This is a genomic window from Pseudomonas gingeri (assembly GCF_013385635.1).
GTDB lineage: Bacteria > Pseudomonadota > Gammaproteobacteria > Pseudomonadales > Pseudomonadaceae > Aquipseudomonas > Aquipseudomonas gingeri_A.
Genome location: NZ_JACAPR010000010.1, coordinates 220,239 through 236,713, shown reverse-complemented (window position 1 = coordinate 236,713; position 16,475 = coordinate 220,239). Strand labels below are relative to the sequence as shown.

Sequence of the window (16,475 nt, the reverse complement as noted above, 5' to 3'; positions counted from 1 at the left end):
ACCGGGGCACTCGGCCCCGGTAAAGGTGAAGCGCCATCCCTGGCAGCCCTGATCAGTTCTGGCCGGCGTACTGCGCCACCAGGGTGATCACCTGGCCCGCCTGGAGAGCGGCACCAGCCACCACGGAGCGCAACTCGCTGGTATCGGTGGCGTCGTTCGGCTTGGTAATCAGCACGTCGAACAGACCGCCGTTCGCGAACACAGCCTCAGCGGTAGCGCTGCCGGCGGTGGTCACTGCTGTGGCCGCAAGATAGCGAGCGGTGGACACTGGATCGCCCAGGGTGATGGTGGAAGAAGCTGCGCCGGCTGCGAAATACAGCTTGGTGGTGGGCAGCAAGCGAGAGCCGAAGGGCAGGAAGCCCCACGAAATGTACTCGCCGATGCCTGGGCCGCCTGTAGCCGGAACGGTGTAAGTGCTGATGAAAACCTGGACGTCGCCGCCCTGGAGGTTGGGTTTGGTCAGGGTCTGCGGGTATGCAACCCGAGCCGCTGCCAGAGAACCGTTGCCGTTTGCCATGGTGTTACTCCTGAATGGGGTTTGGGGGGAGAACAGCGAAGACCCTTACGGGTCGTTCGCGGCGATCTCGACGACCTTCTCTTCTTCTACGCGGACAGAGCCGAGGCTCTGCTTGGCGTAGACCCGGACGTTGAAACCCTTGCCAGGGTCCTCAGCAACCTTGGTGGTGATGTCCTGCCCCTTGCCGAGCACCACGCCAGACTTGGCGTATGCGTAGCAGTAGCGGGTGGTGGAGATCTTCGGCAGACGCTCCGAAGGGATCCAGCGGAAGCCCATCCAGGTGCCTTTCAGCGTGCCTTCCTGCAGCATTTTCACGGTCATGAAATCCGCGCTGGTCAACTGGGTGTCGGCCAGGATGTCGGTCAAGGCGTTGGCGTGGTAGATCATGTACAGCTCTTCGCCGGCTTCCTCGTCCGCCTCGTTCAGGCGAAAGATTTTCTTGGCCTGGATGATCTTGGTCTTGGTCAAGCCGGTGCCGCCTACGGCGATTTTCTGCGACGCCGGGAGCAGGATATTGCCGCCGGCCTGGGTGGTGCGAGCCGGACCGCCGAGCGCCGAAATGATTACGTCATCCTTGGCGCGGTTCATGCCGCTGACCATGGCGTTGACGTAGTCAGAGGTCGGATCGACCAACATGCGGATCTTGTCCTGATCATCGACCATATCGCCGTCTTCCCAGTCGTAGAGGTCCACGAACCGGGTGCTGTGTGGTTGATCGTTGATCGGCGTGTCTGCGTGACGCTGGGTGCGGCGCTGGGCAACGCGCTGGCCGAGGCGGTTAACCGACTTGGACATGCCGACAATGTTCGGCTCGATGGTCACCGTCGATTCGAGACGCGACATTTTCTGTTGCGCTACGTGCTTGAAGTTGTCCGCGAACTGCTGGACAAAGGCTTCGGTGATTTGCTGGGACATACGATGCACTCCAATGCGATAAATGGGTTGCCTGCCGGGTATCCGCATTCGCGGGCCGGGGTTCCTGGCGTGCATCGGCTCTGCTGCGCCTCGGGGCTTTCCGGGTATCTGCGTGCCATCGCAGGCCGGCCCATTGCTGGGATGCCTGCGATGTTGGTGCGCTGGAGGTGTCGGTTTCCCGACTATTTGCGGAGGTGGTCAGAAGCGAGAGGAAGGCTTGCCGTACTTCTTGTTGTACATAGCATCGAGTTGCGCCTGCACACCGGGGCGTTTCGGATCGTGGGCCGGCAGGTCCTGCAACTGCTGGCGAAGCTCTGCGGTCTTGACGGCAAAGTCGGCCTCACTGACCGGGCCGCCGCTGTTGATGGCGGTGTCCTCTTTCAGCTCCTTGCCGATGTTGGCGGCAAACGCAATGAAATCGGGATCCTTCCCGTATTTATTCATGAGAACTTCCAGGTTCCCCGGTTTGCCTGGCTCACTGGCGAAAGCCTCGGCCGCCAGATAGGACGCTCGAATATTGCCGGCCATAGCCTGCTCACCGCCCCATGCTTCTTTGAGGGTTGCAATGCATTCGTCGCGGTCAAGCACGGCAGCACCACCAATCAGGTTTGGCGCGGCCTTCATGTACTCACCGATGACGTATTGCACCTGGTCGTTGGTCAGGCCTTTGGAGTGAGCGCCCTTCAAAAACGACTGCGTGTCAGGGTCGGCCTTGAACTCTTCCCAGTCGAAGCCCTCGACGCCTTCCAGCTTGACGGCGTACTCCTCGGGCGTCTTGGGCGGCGCATCGCCGGAACCCATACGGGTTTCCAGGTGCTTGTAAGACTCGGCCAGCTTACGACTGGACTGCTCAAGGTCGAGCGATCCGTCATCCTTGTTGACCCTGTACTTCTCGGGGATGTAGTCATTCGGTGCGCCACCGCCAAGTACGGAGTCTGCTGCCGGCTCAGCCGGCAGGGCTGCCCCGCCGCCGGCTGGAGTCGGCTCGGCATCTGCCATTGGGTAGTGACCGAGCATCTTGTGGATAAACCAGTTCATTGCTGTTCCTCTTCGGTAGGTTCTTGCACGCCATTGGCGCGGTTGATGCGGAGCAGGATGTGGTCCAGGACCTCGCGGTGCCCGGCCTGTAGGTAGGTGCGCAGGACAGCATCGATGCCGCCCACGGTTACAGCGTTCTTGCTGAAGCGCTGAATCAGGTGATCAAGCACAATCACTCCTTCGGCATGCTGCTCGAATACGCGCTTGAACATCTCGTCCATTTGTTCGGGGGTGTATTGGGTCATGCTGCCGCCCCCGCCTGCTGCTTGACCGCGGCTTCATTCGCCTGCTGCTCCAGCACCTGCTGTTGCTGTTGCTGCTGGGCTGCCTGCTGGGCCTGGGCCCGGTCATCCCGGATTTTGTCCCTGTCGGCTTTGCTGCGGATGATGGTGGACGGAACGCCGAGCGCCTCGCCCTTGAAGCGCTGGGCCTCGTCCATGTCGATGTTGTCGAGTATCGACGGGTCCTGAGTTGCCGCAACGACGCCCAGGGCGCCGGCAACGAACGTATCGATGGCGGTGACCTCTTCCAGCTTCTGCGAGCGCGCTAGGGGCGACAGATAGCGAACGGTGAAGTTGCGCCCGGCCAGAGACTCCGGCGCCTGGCCCAGGATCCCGGCGCGGTACGCAATGCCGAAACACCGCTCGATCAGCGGTTGCAGGTACTCGGTCTGGAGCCGGCCGTAGACCGGACCCAGCAACTGGCGGATCAGGTTGACCCGGACATGCACTTCGGTGGCGGTCATGGCCGGGCCGTCCTGGGCCTGGAGCTGGTCGGCCATCAGGATCTTGCGGATGGAGGCCTGCAGGCGCTGGATCTTCGTCTCGGCGTACTGGAAGTTCGAGCCGCTTTGCAGGGGCTTCATGCTGTCGACGCTGTTGGCAACGATGATCTTGCGCGGCCCGACCTTGACTGTGCGCGGGTTCAACACGCCATCGTCCTCGGCAATCCACATGCCGGCGATGGCCAGGTCACCGGCCGCGAGGTCCATGCGGCACAGATCATTCAGGGTGCGGGAGTCCGGCAAGGCGTCGAACACCGGGCCAACCGCGTACACACTGTCTGGAATCATCATCCAGCGCGGAACGACGACGGGCATTTCGTGATAACCGGACTCGCTTACCAGCAGCTTGGCTTCGACCTCGACCTTGCAACTGGCAACCGGCATGTTCTTGGCCAGGCGGGCGCCCACCATGTAGGTGCTGCGCGGATAAATGGCGTGGATGAATCTGACCATTTCCTGCGGCTTGTCCTTCGCCAGCTTGCGCGTGTTCTCGCTCAGGTTCTCTTCACCGAACTCGTTGACCGCCTGCTCGGCCGTCAGCTTGTACTCGCGATACACGGTATCGATCTTGCCACCGGCCTTGGATGCGGACGCGTACACGCTCGCAATGGGCCATAGGTCGAAGGTGAACCCGCCCCGCTCCGCATCCTGGTCGATGTACAGCGCGAACCACCCAGCGCACACAACGTCGATCAGCCCCTCAAAGGCAGCCGCGTCGAAGTTCGATGCGTGGATGTTCTGCCAGACAATGTCCGCCGAGTCGTCGAGCCACCGGCGCTCATCCTCGGTTTCCTGGCCCACGTCCATGCCGAACCACAGGGAGTTCGCAGGCGTGAGTCCCGACATGATCCCGGAGGACAGGATCCGCACCGCGTCCGTTGTGGTGCCGTCGATCATCCTGGCTTTGCGCATCTGCGCCTCGATGGCGGTGATCTGTTCGGTGCAGAAGCCGCTGCCACGGATCGGGTAGCTGTGGTCATAGCAGTCGCGCCAGACCTGCTCATGCGGCGAGCGCAGCGACTTCAGGGTGCTCAACGTTTTGCAGATCTGCGCGGCATTCATGATCCGAGGGTGCTCTTGCCTTGGGATAGGACGCTGCCCTGGGCGCCAGACGTGAGCAAGCTGCTCTCGGCCTTACGCTTCTTGCGGGTAGCGGTTTCTTCGTTGGCTTTGACGGCGGCAGCGTCGGCGGCTTTCTGCGCCTCGATTGCTGGATCAGGTGGCGCCACGACCTTCGGTGCCTTTGGCTTTGATCCCATGGGCCTTACTCCTTCGCTGCCGGTGGTTCAGGGCACAGCCAGCCGGTGTCGGTCAGGACGGCCTGCTTGATGGCTGAGGCGTTGACCGTGGTGGTGGTCGGCACCTGACTGGTCGCTGGCGGCTGATTGTCTGGCTTGGCGAACGGCTCGCCGCCGGCGTTCATGCGCTCGACCTCGGCAACGATCGAATCTTTGTCGCCAACGAAATCACCCACGCGATTGGCCTCGGTGTCGTTGGTCACGACGATCCAGCGGCCACCGCCGTTGTGCTTGGCGACGTACAGCGGCGGCGCTGGCGGCTGCTGGCTGTCGGCGGGAGGTGCTGTGGTGTTGCCCAGTGGCGTGATGGAGCCAAGCGGCTCGCCCGGAATCTGCGGGGTAAGGTCTGGAGCTGGCATTGGACTGGCCTCGGGTTGGTTGATGATCAACGAGGGCCAGAATCAATGGGGTGGGCTGTCGGTTTCCCGACTATTTCGGCGTGGAGCGGGCGCAGGCGCGAGCGATGAAGTCTTGCAGGCCGATCACCTGGGCGGTCACTTTCTTGTTGGCGGCAACGAGGTTGGCATAATCCTGTCGAGCATCAGCTGCAAGTTGGGGGGCGGCTGCATCAGCGCGGCCGGCGGGCTTGGGATTGGCTGGCACACATGCGGCGCGGACGTACACGCGCTTAACGCCAGCATCGAGGTCAGCAACAAGCTGCGGCTTGGATTGTTCGGCATTGCGGATTGCCTCCTGATACTGGGCATCGATGGAATCGCGCACACGGATGGCCTGCGCGTATGCGGCTGCTTGCTCCTCCAGCACGGCTACGCGTCGAGTTTGGACGTTGAGCGCGGCATGGGTATAGGTCAGGCGCCAGAATGCGAGCAGCAGCGCCACAGCTAGCAGCACGCTCAGGGTTGCCAGGAACTTGATCACAGGCCCACCTCACAGAGTTCACGCTCAGCAGCGCGACGGTTGACCAGGCCGGCCAGCTTCTGGCCCTTGGCGTACACCCACCGGCTCAGTTCAGCGCAGGCGCCGCGCACATCGCCGGCGTTCAGCTTGCGCAGCAGCGTGGATGCAGCAAACTGCGGCTCGCCGACGTTGTAGACGAACGATGCCAGGGCGGCACGTCGGGTTTCGGGCTGTGGCCTGGTGACGTTTCGGTCGACGCCGGCCATGGCGATTGACAGTTCCTTCGCCAGCAGCTCGTCGCATTGCGCGGGGGTCTTGGCCTGGCCCAGCTTCACGCCACGGGTGACGCCTTCGCAGATGGTGGGGATGCCGACAGGATCTAGATAGGCCACCAGGCTGCGGCCTTCGAACTTGGTGACCAGCACACTGGCCATGCCCACGGCGCCGGCCAGTGATGCGGCCAGGACGCGCTGCTGTAGCGGGCTCATTGCGCGTCGGGCCTGTTCGGGCGAACCCAGTCGCGGAACTGCGACCAGTATCGCGGGAGCAGCAATCCGATCTGCAGCAGCAGGTACAGCACGGTCAGGGCGGCGATCCAGTCGTTCGGCGACATGCCGAGCAACATCGCGCCTGACACGGCGACCGGTGGTGCGGCCTTCGCGGCCTCCAGAGCGATGTCCTGGGTTGCGTTCAAAGTGGTTTCTCCCTGCCAGAAAAAAGCCCGGCGCGGTGGCTGGGCTGCGATGACGGAAGCATCGGCGGGGTCAGGTGTCGGAATCCCGACTATTTCGGCGGCGTAAACACCTTCTGGCCGCGAGCAGCCAGCCAGCAATCGAACAGTTCCTGAGTGTGCTTGCTGGCGAAGTGCTGGTCTTGTCCGTGCAAATGCTCCATGTTCAGGCCGCAACTGGCGCCGAAATCCTGAAACGATTGACCTTGCCCATCGCTCAGCAACTTCTCGGCCTCGGCAGCCAGCTTTTCAGCCAGATCATGAAGGCCGTTGTTGATGGCTCGGCCGGCAGCGTCGGACAGATCAATTATGCGTTGTTCGTCTTCGCGAGTAAGTTTCATCGGTATTCCCTCAAGCCTTGGAGTGATAAGCCCACCAGTCGCTCGCCGCGACCATGGGCAGTTCGTTGCGGTCTTGCTCTGTCACCTGGCACCACAACAGCACCAGGCGTTCACCCTCGCTGTAACGGGGCTCTGCGCCCTGCTTCCAGCCAATCAGCGTCGTACGAGCAACGCCAATCTCATCTGCTGCGCCCTGGATCGAGTACCCCGAGCGCAGAACCTCCGTAATCACCCGAAACCAGTCGATGCGCTTCGGCCCTGGCCTGGCGGGTGGCGCGGGCGTGTGCAGAATCATCTGCGACATTGGCACGCGAACCGGCTCGGCGAAGAGCGGGATCTGCTCAAGCACGGGAGGCTTCATCACAGCCACCAAACGCGCCCGCGCGCGAGGCTGGGTGCGGTTGCGCGTCCCCGCACCCCTCCAGCCCTCTCGTAATCCTGTAAGTCATTTCAGCGATAAGAAACTGGAAGTCCATAACCGGAGTGTCGGACTCGTCGAACTGGAAGGGATGCACGGCCCGCCTGTAACCGAGCAACGCCTCCGGATCGTCGCCCTGCTCCAGGCTGACGTCGACGCCGATCATGACCCAGCCATCGGCCAGTTCGCGGCAGGACCACTTCAGGATTGGTTTCAGAGACACAGGGCACCTCCACAGCGCAGGAACAGGTTTGCCGCGATCAGCAGGATGGTGCCGACGGCGGCGGTAGCGATCAGCAGGTGGTGGCTCATGACGATTCCCCTTCCAGCGGAACCACCCTGACCGAGACGCCAGGGGTTTCGCCGAAGCGCTTGCGGGCGAACACATCCACGACCTGCACGTCATCGCGGAACACGACGCCGTTGATGCCGTCGCAGATGGCCTTGAGCACGTTGTCGGTGTCCGGTTTCTTGGTCGGCATGACCTCGCCGGCGAGCGCGGCGGCGGTTTTCTTCTTGGACCAGGACGCGGCGACGCTGACGACGATGCGCAGCTCGATCAGCACAGGGCCGGCGATCAGCTCACGCCCGGCCATGGCTTCATGGGCTGCCATCGAGATCAGAGTTTCGTAGTTCGCGGTTTTCTTCGGCGTGAACATACGGGCGTGGCCACCGATTGTGCTGACGCGCGGACGGCCTTTGCCGATAGCCTCACCTGGCACGACGAATGAGACTGGCTTGAGATCGTTCATGAGCGGTGCGCTCCGTACTGGGAGGGTTGTTTTTTGTACCGCTCGGCCATGCTGGTGACCTTCGCGACGGCGCTTTCCGGCTTCGGCGAGTAATCGGCCCCGTCGTCGAACAGGTCAGGCGGTGCTGAATCGGCCTTGGCGACCAGCTCAACGAACCGGCTGTAGCCGCCCTGGTAGGACACGCGGACCGTGCAAGGCTGGATACCGCGGGCGGCGCCGATGATGATCTCGGCGATCCCGCGGAACTGGGTGTTCGGCTCGTAGACCTCATCCCGGTACACGAACACGATCATGTCGGCGTCTTGCTCGATTGAGCCCGAGTCGCGCAGGTCCGACGGGGTTGGTCGCTTGTTCGGGCGCTGTTCGAGCTGGCGGTTGAGTTGGGACAGGGCGATGACCGGGACGTCGAGCTCCTTGGCCAGCAGCTTGAGCTGGCGGGTGATCTCGCTGATCCGCTGCACGGCGTTCGCCCGGGCGTCATCGACGTCCACCAGGCCCAGGTGGTCAACGACGACCAGGTCGAGCCCGAAATTCATTTTCTGCCGGCGGGCGGCTGAGCGAATGCGGTTGATGGTCACGCCGCTGCGGTCGTACAGCTCGATGGCGGCGCCGTGGATCAGGTTCGAGGTTTCGACCATCTGCGTGGAGTGGGTCTTGAGCGCGGTCCCATCCTTGAGCGCCTTGAGCGGGATATTGCCCAGGGATGCCAGGGACTTGTCCATCAGCTCGCCGTGGGACATTTCTTGGCTGAACACAAGCACGCGCTTGCTGTCAAGGATCGCGTTGTGATCGACGATGTTCATGGCCAGGGTGGTTTTACCCATCTTCGGGCGGCCGGCGATGATGATCAGTTGCCCGCCCTTCAGGCCCATGATTTTGGCGTCGAGCGAGGGTATGCCGGTGCTCAGCCCGTCCATGGCTCCGCCCAGGGCTTCGCGGCGCTCCAGCTCCTCGACGTGCCTGCGGATTGCCTCACCGGCGGTGATCGTTTCCGATCCTGCAGAGCTGCTGCCGATCGCGTTGATCTCAGCCTGGGACTGAGTGATTTTGTCCTCGGTACCGGAATCACCCTGGGCGATTTCGTGGATGGCCTGGGCCGCGGTCATCAGGGCGCGGACGGTGCTGCGTTCGAGCACGGTGTTGGCGTAGGCCCTGGCGTTGGCCGCTGATGGCGTGTTGCGGTGCAGATCGGCGCAGTACGCCAGGGAAGACGAGTCCCCGTGCAGATCGCCCACCTGCTCCGCAACGGTCAGGAAGTCAACCGGGGTGCCCCTGGCCTTCAGCGTCTGGATCGCTTCGAACACGGCGCGGTTGTCGGCGAAAAAGAAATCCGATGTCTTGAGATCGGCGGACAGGATGTCGATCAGTTCGGGTTTGATCAGCATTGCGCCCAGCACCGCGTGCTCGGCTTCGAGGCTGTAGGGGTCACGCATTGTAATTTCCCTCGATGACTTTCACGAAGTTGCTGGGGGCGATCAGCCAGTCGAACGTTGCGCGGAAGGGCTTTGAGCCCTGGCGCCCTTCAGCCTGGCCGAGCAGGAAGCGGGATTGTTTGACCTGGAAGAAGTAATCGGCCCAAAACTGGAGGTCCTGGTGCACGGCGTTTTCACGCCATCGGGCGGCGAGGTGTTTCTTGCGCAGGTCGTTGAGCAGGACAACGGCGGGCAGTTCGGGCAGGCCGGCGTGGTACAGGTCCAGGATCTTCTGGTACGGGCACGGAGGGATCGCGTTTGGCTTTTCGGAATTCTGGTCGTCGTCGCCCGGTTGACGCTCGGCGTCGACGAGAAGCTTTTGATCTTTATCTGTATCTGTATCTGTATCTGTATCTGTATCTGGTGGCGTTACTGTAACGTTACATGCCTGTTTCTTCTTTGCTCGATGGGCTGCAACCCGCGCCGCGCTTGAGTCTGAGACAAACTGGCGGCTGTCCCACTTCACCGGGCGACATTCTTCATCGATCAGGCCCTTGCTCAAGAACAGGGCTTTTGACCTCGACCACTCTTCATCGCTGATGCGCAACTGAAACGCTATTTCTGTTTCATGTAACGTTACATCGTCGTTACTGCAACGGAGGCAAAGCAGCATGATGAATCGGCGCTGGTCGGCCTCGCTCATCATCTGCACTTTGGGGTCGGTGGCGAACTCGCCGTACATCCGGAACCATTCCACGGTCAATCCTCCTGCAGTTGGTCAACGCCCTGGATGTGCTCCATCCAACGCTTGGCCTGATAAAGGATTGCCTCGATGTCGCGCACGTCGAAACACCGCATGTTGGTCGGCACGATCTTCAGCCCGAGCACGGCCAGGATCTGGCAGAACTGTTCGAACTTCTCCGGCTTCATCCGGCTGATCGTTGCCTCGTCGCAACCGACTGCAAGCGCCACCGGCGCATTGCCGACCGACGCAAGGTGCTGCATGAGAACTGAGTAGTTCTTGCGGGCCCTTACGGTCTGCTCTTGGCTTAATGGGGACGTGGGCATGGTCAGGCCGCCGAGCGAGAGGCTTCAGCCTCTTTGTGCATGGCTTCGATCAGCTTCCCGGTCTCGTAGCCGATGCTTGCGCCCTTGGTGGCGCGGTGAATGGTTGGCTGCGTGGTGCCGACATTGCGGGCGATTGCGCCTTGGGAGAAGCCCCATGCAGCAAGGTCCGCAAGCATTTCTTGGATGGTCATTTTTGCTCACCAATGCGTTTACGTATTGATCGATGATACGCAAGCGGATTGGAGGCTGCAATAGACTCGTTTTTTAATACGTTTTCTTATTGGATAGGCGCATGAAGATCGGCGAAAGGATTGCGGCGGAAATGGAGCGGTTAGGGTTGTCCGAGGGTGAACTGGGCCGACGCTCAGGGGTCAATCAACCGACCGTTCACCGGATCGTGACCGGAGACTCTAAGAGTCCGCGCCAGGACAATATCGAAAGGATTGCCAAGGCGCTTGGCGTTACGGCCGACTGGCTCTGGCGTGGAGGTGAACGCGAGAAAGGATCGAACGTTGTTGTGGCGAACTTCGCCGGAAAGGCGAAGGGCGATATCGATATCCCTCAATACGACGTGGTGGGATCTATGGGGCCAGGACAGGTAGTACCCAGCGACTATATCGAGACAATCCGGAATATCACCGTTCGACAGGAGTATTTGCGGGAACAGGGCGTCAACTACAGCAGGCCGGAGAACCTGGCGGTGGTGACTGGATTCGGCGAGAGCATGGAAAAGACGTTCACCAGTGGCGACCCGCTGATCATTGACAAGGGGGTCAATGAAGTCGTGGTCGATGGTGTATATCTGTTCTCACTGGACGGGGTGCTCTACATCAAGCGACTGCAGCGGCTTCCGAAAATGATCCGCATGATTTCCGATAACGATGCGTTCCCGCCATATGACATCAAGGGCGCCGAACTCGACCTGTTGCGGATTCACGCCCGCGTGCTGCTGGCCTGGAATGCGAGGAAGCTGTAATGCATAAAATCATGAACACTATTCCAAAGCGGATAGGGATTGTCGCTCTCGCAATTGGCACGCTGCTCTTGGCAATCGGCCTGCTCCAAATATCTGGAGATGCATGGAGTGCGTCTACTTTTTTCAATAAATGGGGCCGGGTCATCACGCTTGATGCAAGCCAAGTACGGCGATACCCCCTTGCCCTCTATGGCACCTACCTGGTTATCGCTGGTCTGCTGTTGTCGGTCTTGTATGACGCGATCACTGGTCGCGTGTATCGATGGGTAGTCAGCGGAAAATCCTGACCTGAAGTCATAAATCCTTCGCAAGAAGCCCGCCACTGAGCGGGCTTTTTTTCGCCTGGAGAAAAATTCAATGCATTTACGTATTGACACTACCAATACGCTTTCGTATTGTTTGAGCCGTCAAGCAATACGCAACCCGGCGCAAGCCACCGCTCTTTAACAACCAGCAGCAACACAGCGTCGGCCGGGAAAGGCTTTGACGCATCGGGCGTGGGCGATTCCCACACTGATGCGCCGTATGGATCTCGGTAGGTCGGCGTGCAAGACAACGGAATTTTTCACTGATGCACCTGGGCGACCGGGTGCATTGGGAAAACAACCGGAGAAAGACCATGCGCTATGACCTCTACCTGAACGGCCGCTGGGTCGGCTTCCAATTCGCTGCCAGCGAGTCCGAGGCAATCGACAAGTACGCCTTTGGCTGCACCGCCACGGATGGCTACACAGCCATCCGTGTTTTCTGACCGCATCACCTCTGTCCATTCCACCGAGTGGGCAGACGGATGTAATCCAACCGACAAGGACAACCCCATGAAAACTTTCACCCCTGAACAACTGGCCGAGATCCTCGGCAAGCACCGCGCGTGGCTGGATGATGAAGAGGGCGGCGAGCGCGCAGACCTGGGCGATGCCAACCTGGGCGGTGCCTACCTGGGCGGTGCCTACCTGGGCGGTGCCAACCTGCGCGATGCCAACCTGCGCGATGCCAACCTGCGCGGTGCCTACCTGGGCGGTGCCAACCTGCGCGGTGCCAACCTGCGCGATGCCAACCTGGGCGGTGCCAACCTGGGCGGTGCCTACCTGGGCGGTGCCAACCTGCGCGGTGCCTACCTGGGCGACCTATCCAGTATTTGGGGCGCATCCGGCAACTGCAAAGAGATCAAAGCCATTCAGTGCGATATCTGGCCAGTCACCTACACGGCTGATCGTATGCAGATCGGCTGCCAGTTCCACGCACTGGCCGAGTGGTGGGCATTTACCGATGAAGAGATCAGTCGCATGGATGACAAGGCCTTGGCCTGGTGGTCGATCTGGAAACCGATCTTGAAACAGATCATCGAGGTTTCTCCGGCAGTACCTGGCGCAACCATTAAGCCGGAAGAGCCAGCCGAGCCTAAGACCGAGTAATCACACCGCCACACTGGAGGCGACCATGGAACACGAAGTGATTGTGGAAGGGTTCTGCCTCCGCGTGGAGGTGACCCATTGCGAGAATGTGCCGCCGAGCCCCGGCACCTGGAACAGCGACTGGGATTTCTACGGCAGCCGTGAGATCGATTTTGTTGTGATCTCCGGTGTCAGCTATGACGACGACGGGATCAAGATGGATGTCTCGCCGTACGAGTGCTACCAGATTGCCGAGCAGTATTCGGCGCAGATCGAGGTCGCGCTCTGGATCGAGATCGACGCGGCAGCGCGCCGGCAACGGTGGGCGGCATGAGCCGGGCCCACACAATCGCCGTCGGCATGATCGATGCCCGGTTCGACTGCCTGCGCAACGGCGACAGCTCTGCGCAACTCTTCGCCGAAACCTCGATGGCGTTCGAAATGGCCCACGCGCTAGGCGCGATCGATGACATCGAGTTCGGCACGTACAAGGCCAGGTTCAATCGTTTCTACGAGATCCAGGCCGAGGCATTTGCGGCTGATATCAGGAGGACAGCGCCGTGACGATCATCTGTCGAACTGCCAAACAACTGACCAAGGCCCTGGAAAACCGGGGCTTTTTTCTGGTCGCCGACCTACCCCGCCCGCTGCGCATTGAGATTCGCCGCGGCATGTTGATTGCGAGGTTTTCATGATCAGCGTATTCCTCTGCTCCCCCACCAACAGCACGATGTTCACGCGCTGCTGCCAGGTGGCGATTTGTGACGATCAGGCCAACTGCCCCCGCTGCGGACAAGAGGTCTACCCCGGCGCCGATGCCACCCAGCACCAGCGCCACGTTTCGCGCTGGAACATGGCTTTCGGTCCTACGCGCCGCGCCCAGTCGCAACGGTCGCCATGACCGCCCGCCAGCGCACCCGGCGCCGCTCCATCCGCATTGCCTCGGCCGCCACCGGCCTGGTCTTCATCCTCGTAATCCTGCTGGGCCCCGCAATCGGCGGCCTGATCACTCAATAGGTAAACACCATGTCCAATGCAGACACCAGCGGTGCGGCGTTTCCGTGCGCGCTTGGCTGGGTTGAAACCGATATGAACAGCGGCGCGCAGACCTGCGTTGATGTGCGCGACGTGAGCCACGGCATGAGCCTGCGCGACTACTTCGCGGCAAAGGCTTTGCAGGGCCAGATGCAGCGCGAGAAGGATTTCGGCAAGACCGTTCGCGAGCAGGGTTTCGCCAAGTACGCCGCCCATATCGCTGAGACCTCGTATCAGATGGCCGACGCAATGCTCGCCGCCCGTTCCGCCTAACCCCTTCCTCCTTCCAACCCTCAATGCTGCGCACGTCGCGGCAAGGAATCTCTTGTGTCCGAATTAACCATCAAGCCAGTGTTCAGCCTGGCGCCACAGAACATCGAAGAGGCGTTGAAATTCGCCGACTTCTTGTCCGCGTCCGACATTGTCCCGAAAGACTTTCAGCGCAAGCCCGCCAACATCCTGGTGGCCGTGCAGTGGGGTATGGAGCTGGGCCTGCAGCCCATGCAGGCCATGCAAAGCATTGCGGTCATCAACGGGCGCCCATCGCTTTGGGGTGACGCGGTAATTGCGCTGGTCCGCAGCTCGCCGCTGTGTGAGTACGTGTACGAAACCGATGACGGCGAGACGGCGTCCTGCCGGGTCAAGCGTGTCGGCGAAGACGAACAGACCCGCACGTTCAGCATGACCGACGCCCAGCAGGCCGGACTCAAGGGCAAGCAAGGCCCCTGGGCCCAGTACCCGAAGCGCATGCGCCAGATGCGCGCCCGGTCCTTCGCCCTGCGCGACGTGTTCCCCGACGTGCTGCGCGGCATGCCGATGGCCGAGGAAGTCCAAGACATCCCGACCGAGCGCGAACTCAACCAGTCCCTGCCCCGCAAGACCGAAGAGCCGAAGCTGCTGCCGGCCTACCCGGACAGCAAGCTCGAGGAAAGCAGCGAGAAGTGGCGTGGCCTGATCGCTGGAGGCCGCACGGATCCAGACCACATCATTTCAACCATTACCAGCAAATACACCATCACCCCGGAGCAAGAAGAGCGCATCCGCGCCCTCGCCCCAATCGAAGGAGAAGCCACCAATGAAAGTGCATAACGTCCAGCAGGGCACGCCGGAATGGCTGGCCCTTCGCGCAAGCCACTTCACCGCCTCGGAGGCGCCCGCGATGATGGGCGCATCGAAGTTCCAGACCCGCAACGATCTGCTGGCGATGAAAAAGACCGGCATTGTTCCGGATGTCACGCAGCAGCAGCAGGCCGCGTTCGACCGCGGGCATGCCACTGAGGAAATGGCGCGCCCCCTGGCCGAGGAAGATATCGGCGAAGAGCTGTATCCAGTCGTCGGCACCAGCGGCAACCTGCTGGCTTCGATGGACGGCGCCACGATGCTGGGTGATGTCCTGTTCGAACACAAACTGTGGAACGAGAAGGTCGCAACGCAGATCCGCGCCGGCGAGCTGGAGCCCCACTACTACTGGCAGCTTGAGCAGCAACTACTGGTGAGCGGTGCCGAACGCGTGCTGTTCGTCTGCTCGGATGGCACCCGCGACAAGTACGTCAGCATGGAATACACCCCGGTCCCCGGGCGCCGTGAAGAACTGATCGCCGGTTGGGCTCAGTTTGAACAGGACCTGGGCGAATTCGTCCTGCAGGAAGCCAAGGTCGATGTGATCGGCGCCGCTCCTGATCAGTTGCCGGCGCTGCGCATCGACGTAACGGGCATGGTCACCGCCAGCAACCTGGACGCCTTCAAGTCGCACGCCCTCACCGTTATCAGCAACATCAACACCGAGCTGAAAACGGACAAAGACTTCGCCGACGCTGACGAGACGGTCAAGTGGTGCAGCGACGTCGAGAACAAGCTCAAGGCCGCGAAAGAACACGCCCTGAGCCAAACCGAGAGCATCGACGTGCTGTTCAAGGCGATTGATGACATCACAGCCGAGACGCGGCGCAAGCGCCTGGAGCTGGAAAAGCTGGTGAAGACCCGCAAGGACTTCATCCGTAGCGACATCGTGATGGATGCCGCCAAGTCCCTGCAGGCCCACATTGACCAGATCAACGGCACGCTGGGCGGGCAAATTCGTATGCCGCAGGTTCCGGCCGACTTCGCCGGCGCCATCAAGGGCAAGAAGACGGTGTCCAGCCTCAAGGAGGCAGCCGACGCCGAGTTGGCCCGGGCGAAGATCGAAGCCAGTCGGATCGCCGACGGTATCCGCGTGAACCTGGCCAGCCTGAACGAACTGGCGGCGAACCATAAGTTCCTGTTCGCCGATGCCCAGGATCTGGTGATGAAACCCAATGATGGCCTGATTGCCATGATCAAGATTCGGATCAGCGATCACGAACAGCAGCAGGCCGAACTGGCACGCCAGGAAGAGGAAAAGGCGCAGCAACTGGCAGCCCAGCAGCAACAGCAGGTTACTGATCCGGTTGTTGAGCAGCCAGTGAAGGCCACGGAACAGCCGGCGCCGGTGACCGCCACGCCGATCAAGACGGCCGCAGCAGTTCAGCAGCCCGCCGACGATGGCCAGCGCATGAAGCTTGGCGATATCTGCGGCCGCCTGGGCTTCACCCTTACCGCCGACTTCCTGGGTTCGTTGGGCTTCGAAGCTGTTGCGCGTGAGCGCTCGGCGATGCTGTACCGCGCCAGCGACTTCCCGCTTATCTGCGATGCCCTGATCAGCCACATCCAGGCCGTGCAGCACGGGCAGGCCGCCGCCTGATGGAGCAATCGCAATGCCATCACAGAGCGTCATCGAGCTTTACGACAGCCTCGAAGAGTTCCAGGCCCTGCTAGCCGCCGCTGACCTTCATGCCAGCGGCTCCTGGGAAATCGAGTTTGTCGAAAACATGCAGCACTCATTCAAGCGCTACGGCGCTCACACAAACCTGAGCCCTGCCCAGCAGCAGAAGCTCGAACGCATCGCGAAAGCGTAGGAATCC

The 16,475-nt window shown here is 61.3% G+C and carries 30 protein-coding genes; 11 read left to right on the top strand and 19 right to left on the bottom strand.

From position 1 onward, the window contains the following. Positions 1-52: 52 nt before the first annotated feature. From HX851_RS11495 to HX851_RS11410, 18 genes are all read right to left on the bottom strand, one after another. Entirely contained in the window at positions 53-517 is a 465-nt protein-coding gene (locus HX851_RS11495) for a hypothetical protein (RefSeq protein WP_177065429.1), read from the bottom strand. Between the two features lie 45 nt (positions 518-562). Next, entirely contained in the window at positions 563-1,432 is an 870-nt protein-coding gene (locus HX851_RS11490) for a phage capsid protein (protein WP_177065427.1), read from the bottom strand. Between the two features lie 198 nt (positions 1,433-1,630). After that, positions 1,631-2,470, bottom strand: coding sequence for a hypothetical protein (locus HX851_RS11485; protein ID WP_177065425.1), 840 nt, complete (start codon positions 2,468-2,470; stop codon positions 1,631-1,633). Next, positions 2,467-2,715, bottom strand: a complete 249-nt coding sequence (locus HX851_RS11480; protein ID WP_177065423.1) for a Bbp19 family protein — start codon at positions 2,713-2,715, stop codon at positions 2,467-2,469. Before HX851_RS11480 ends, HX851_RS11485 begins: the two co-directional genes overlap by 4 nt. Beyond that, positions 2,712-4,316: a portal protein gene (locus tag HX851_RS11475; protein WP_177065421.1), complete on the bottom strand. Its 1,605-nt coding sequence runs from the start codon at positions 4,314-4,316 to the stop codon at positions 2,712-2,714. The genes HX851_RS11480 and HX851_RS11475 overlap by 4 nt, the downstream gene beginning before the upstream one ends. Beyond that, the gene (locus HX851_RS11470) at positions 4,313-4,513 is read right to left on the bottom strand and encodes a hypothetical protein (protein WP_177065419.1); all 201 of its coding nucleotides are present in this window, start codon (positions 4,511-4,513) and stop codon (positions 4,313-4,315) included. Before HX851_RS11470 ends, HX851_RS11475 begins: the two co-directional genes overlap by 4 nt. Positions 4,514-4,518: 5 nt before the next feature. Further along, the gene (locus HX851_RS11465; RefSeq protein ID WP_177065417.1) at positions 4,519-4,911 is read right to left on the bottom strand and encodes a hypothetical protein; all 393 of its coding nucleotides are present in this window, start codon (positions 4,909-4,911) and stop codon (positions 4,519-4,521) included. Between the two features lie 70 nt (positions 4,912-4,981). Further along, the gene (locus HX851_RS11460) at positions 4,982-5,431 is read right to left on the bottom strand and encodes a lysis system i-spanin subunit Rz (protein WP_177065415.1); all 450 of its coding nucleotides are present in this window, start codon (positions 5,429-5,431) and stop codon (positions 4,982-4,984) included. Beyond that, on the bottom strand, positions 5,428-5,898 hold the full coding sequence (locus HX851_RS11455) for a lysozyme (protein ID WP_177065413.1): 471 nt from the start codon (positions 5,896-5,898) through the stop codon (positions 5,428-5,430). The genes HX851_RS11460 and HX851_RS11455 overlap by 4 nt, the downstream gene beginning before the upstream one ends. After that, positions 5,895-6,104, bottom strand: coding sequence for a hypothetical protein (locus HX851_RS11450; RefSeq protein ID WP_177065411.1), 210 nt, complete (start codon positions 6,102-6,104; stop codon positions 5,895-5,897). Before HX851_RS11450 ends, HX851_RS11455 begins: the two co-directional genes overlap by 4 nt. 89 nt (positions 6,105-6,193) lie before the next feature. Continuing rightward, positions 6,194-6,481, bottom strand: a complete 288-nt coding sequence (locus HX851_RS11445; RefSeq protein ID WP_177065409.1) for a hypothetical protein — start codon at positions 6,479-6,481, stop codon at positions 6,194-6,196. Positions 6,482-6,491: 10 nt separating this feature from the next. Further along, positions 6,492-6,830: a hypothetical protein gene (locus tag HX851_RS11440; RefSeq protein ID WP_177065407.1), complete on the bottom strand. Its 339-nt coding sequence runs from the start codon at positions 6,828-6,830 to the stop codon at positions 6,492-6,494. Next, positions 6,823-7,122, bottom strand: a complete 300-nt coding sequence (locus HX851_RS11435) for a hypothetical protein (protein ID WP_177065405.1) — start codon at positions 7,120-7,122, stop codon at positions 6,823-6,825. Before HX851_RS11435 ends, HX851_RS11440 begins: the two co-directional genes overlap by 8 nt. 85 nt (positions 7,123-7,207) lie before the next feature. After that, positions 7,208-7,651, bottom strand: coding sequence for a RusA family crossover junction endodeoxyribonuclease (locus HX851_RS11430; RefSeq protein ID WP_177065403.1), 444 nt, complete (start codon positions 7,649-7,651; stop codon positions 7,208-7,210). Continuing rightward, complete coding sequence (gene dnaB, locus HX851_RS11425; protein WP_177065401.1) at positions 7,648-9,084, bottom strand: replicative DNA helicase; 1,437 nt, start codon at positions 9,082-9,084, stop codon at positions 7,648-7,650. The genes HX851_RS11430 and dnaB overlap by 4 nt, the downstream gene beginning before the upstream one ends. After that, positions 9,077-9,820, bottom strand: a complete 744-nt coding sequence (locus tag HX851_RS38655) for a hypothetical protein (RefSeq protein ID WP_369680888.1) — start codon at positions 9,818-9,820, stop codon at positions 9,077-9,079. Before HX851_RS38655 ends, dnaB begins: the two co-directional genes overlap by 8 nt. A 2-nt stretch (positions 9,821-9,822) precedes the next feature. Then, entirely contained in the window at positions 9,823-10,131 is a 309-nt protein-coding gene (locus tag HX851_RS11415) for a CII family transcriptional regulator (protein ID WP_177065400.1), read from the bottom strand. Between the two features lie 2 nt (positions 10,132-10,133). Further along, on the bottom strand, positions 10,134-10,322 hold the full coding sequence (locus tag HX851_RS11410; protein ID WP_177065398.1) for a hypothetical protein: 189 nt from the start codon (positions 10,320-10,322) through the stop codon (positions 10,134-10,136). A 101-nt stretch (positions 10,323-10,423) separates the two neighbouring features. On the opposite strand from HX851_RS11410, the gene HX851_RS11405 reads away from it, so the two are divergent. The 7 genes from HX851_RS11405 (at position 10,424) to HX851_RS38650 (ending at position 13,196) form a co-directional block, all read left to right on the top strand. Next, positions 10,424-11,107, top strand: coding sequence for an XRE family transcriptional regulator (locus tag HX851_RS11405; RefSeq protein WP_177065396.1), 684 nt, complete (start codon positions 10,424-10,426; stop codon positions 11,105-11,107). Further along, a complete protein-coding gene (locus HX851_RS11400) occupies positions 11,107-11,394 on the top strand; it encodes a hypothetical protein (RefSeq protein WP_177065394.1) in 288 nt (95 codons plus the stop codon). The genes HX851_RS11405 and HX851_RS11400 overlap by 1 nt, the downstream gene beginning before the upstream one ends. Before the next feature lie 284 nt (positions 11,395-11,678). Further along, positions 11,679-11,858 (top strand): hypothetical protein, encoded by a 180-nt coding sequence (locus HX851_RS11395; RefSeq protein WP_177065392.1) that lies wholly within the window; start codon positions 11,679-11,681, stop codon positions 11,856-11,858. A gap of 67 nt (positions 11,859-11,925) precedes the next feature. Then, a complete protein-coding gene (locus tag HX851_RS11390; RefSeq protein ID WP_218173438.1) occupies positions 11,926-12,522 on the top strand; it encodes a pentapeptide repeat-containing protein in 597 nt (198 codons plus the stop codon). Between the two features lie 25 nt (positions 12,523-12,547). Beyond that, a complete protein-coding gene (locus HX851_RS11385) occupies positions 12,548-12,835 on the top strand; it encodes a hypothetical protein (protein WP_177065388.1) in 288 nt (95 codons plus the stop codon). Next, positions 12,832-13,065, top strand: a complete 234-nt coding sequence (locus HX851_RS11380; protein ID WP_177065387.1) for a hypothetical protein — start codon at positions 12,832-12,834, stop codon at positions 13,063-13,065. The genes HX851_RS11385 and HX851_RS11380 overlap by 4 nt, the downstream gene beginning before the upstream one ends. Further along, the gene (locus tag HX851_RS38650; RefSeq protein ID WP_256262775.1) at positions 13,062-13,196 is read left to right on the top strand and encodes a hypothetical protein; all 135 of its coding nucleotides are present in this window, start codon (positions 13,062-13,064) and stop codon (positions 13,194-13,196) included. The genes HX851_RS11380 and HX851_RS38650 overlap by 4 nt, the downstream gene beginning before the upstream one ends. Positions 13,197-13,302: 106 nt before the next feature. Here the strand turns inward: HX851_RS38650 and HX851_RS11375 are convergent, their stop codons facing one another. Then, entirely contained in the window at positions 13,303-13,515 is a 213-nt protein-coding gene (locus HX851_RS11375; RefSeq protein WP_177065385.1) for a hypothetical protein, read from the bottom strand. A gap of 12 nt (positions 13,516-13,527) precedes the next feature. Here HX851_RS11375 and HX851_RS11370 point away from each other — a divergent pair, with 12 nt between their 5' ends. The 4 genes from HX851_RS11370 to HX851_RS11355 are packed head-to-tail and all read left to right on the top strand — an operon-like array spanning position 13,528 to position 16,469. After that, entirely contained in the window at positions 13,528-13,809 is a 282-nt protein-coding gene (locus HX851_RS11370; protein ID WP_218173437.1) for a hypothetical protein, read from the top strand. A gap of 54 nt (positions 13,810-13,863) precedes the next feature. After that, the gene (locus HX851_RS11365; RefSeq protein ID WP_177065383.1) at positions 13,864-14,625 is read left to right on the top strand and encodes a recombinase family protein; all 762 of its coding nucleotides are present in this window, start codon (positions 13,864-13,866) and stop codon (positions 14,623-14,625) included. Continuing rightward, positions 14,612-16,255 (top strand): YqaJ viral recombinase family protein, encoded by a 1,644-nt coding sequence (locus HX851_RS11360; RefSeq protein ID WP_177065381.1) that lies wholly within the window; start codon positions 14,612-14,614, stop codon positions 16,253-16,255. The genes HX851_RS11365 and HX851_RS11360 overlap by 14 nt, the downstream gene beginning before the upstream one ends. 13 nt (positions 16,256-16,268) lie before the next feature. Beyond that, a complete protein-coding gene (locus HX851_RS11355) occupies positions 16,269-16,469 on the top strand; it encodes a hypothetical protein (RefSeq protein ID WP_177065379.1) in 201 nt (66 codons plus the stop codon). Positions 16,470-16,475 lie beyond the last annotated feature (6 nt).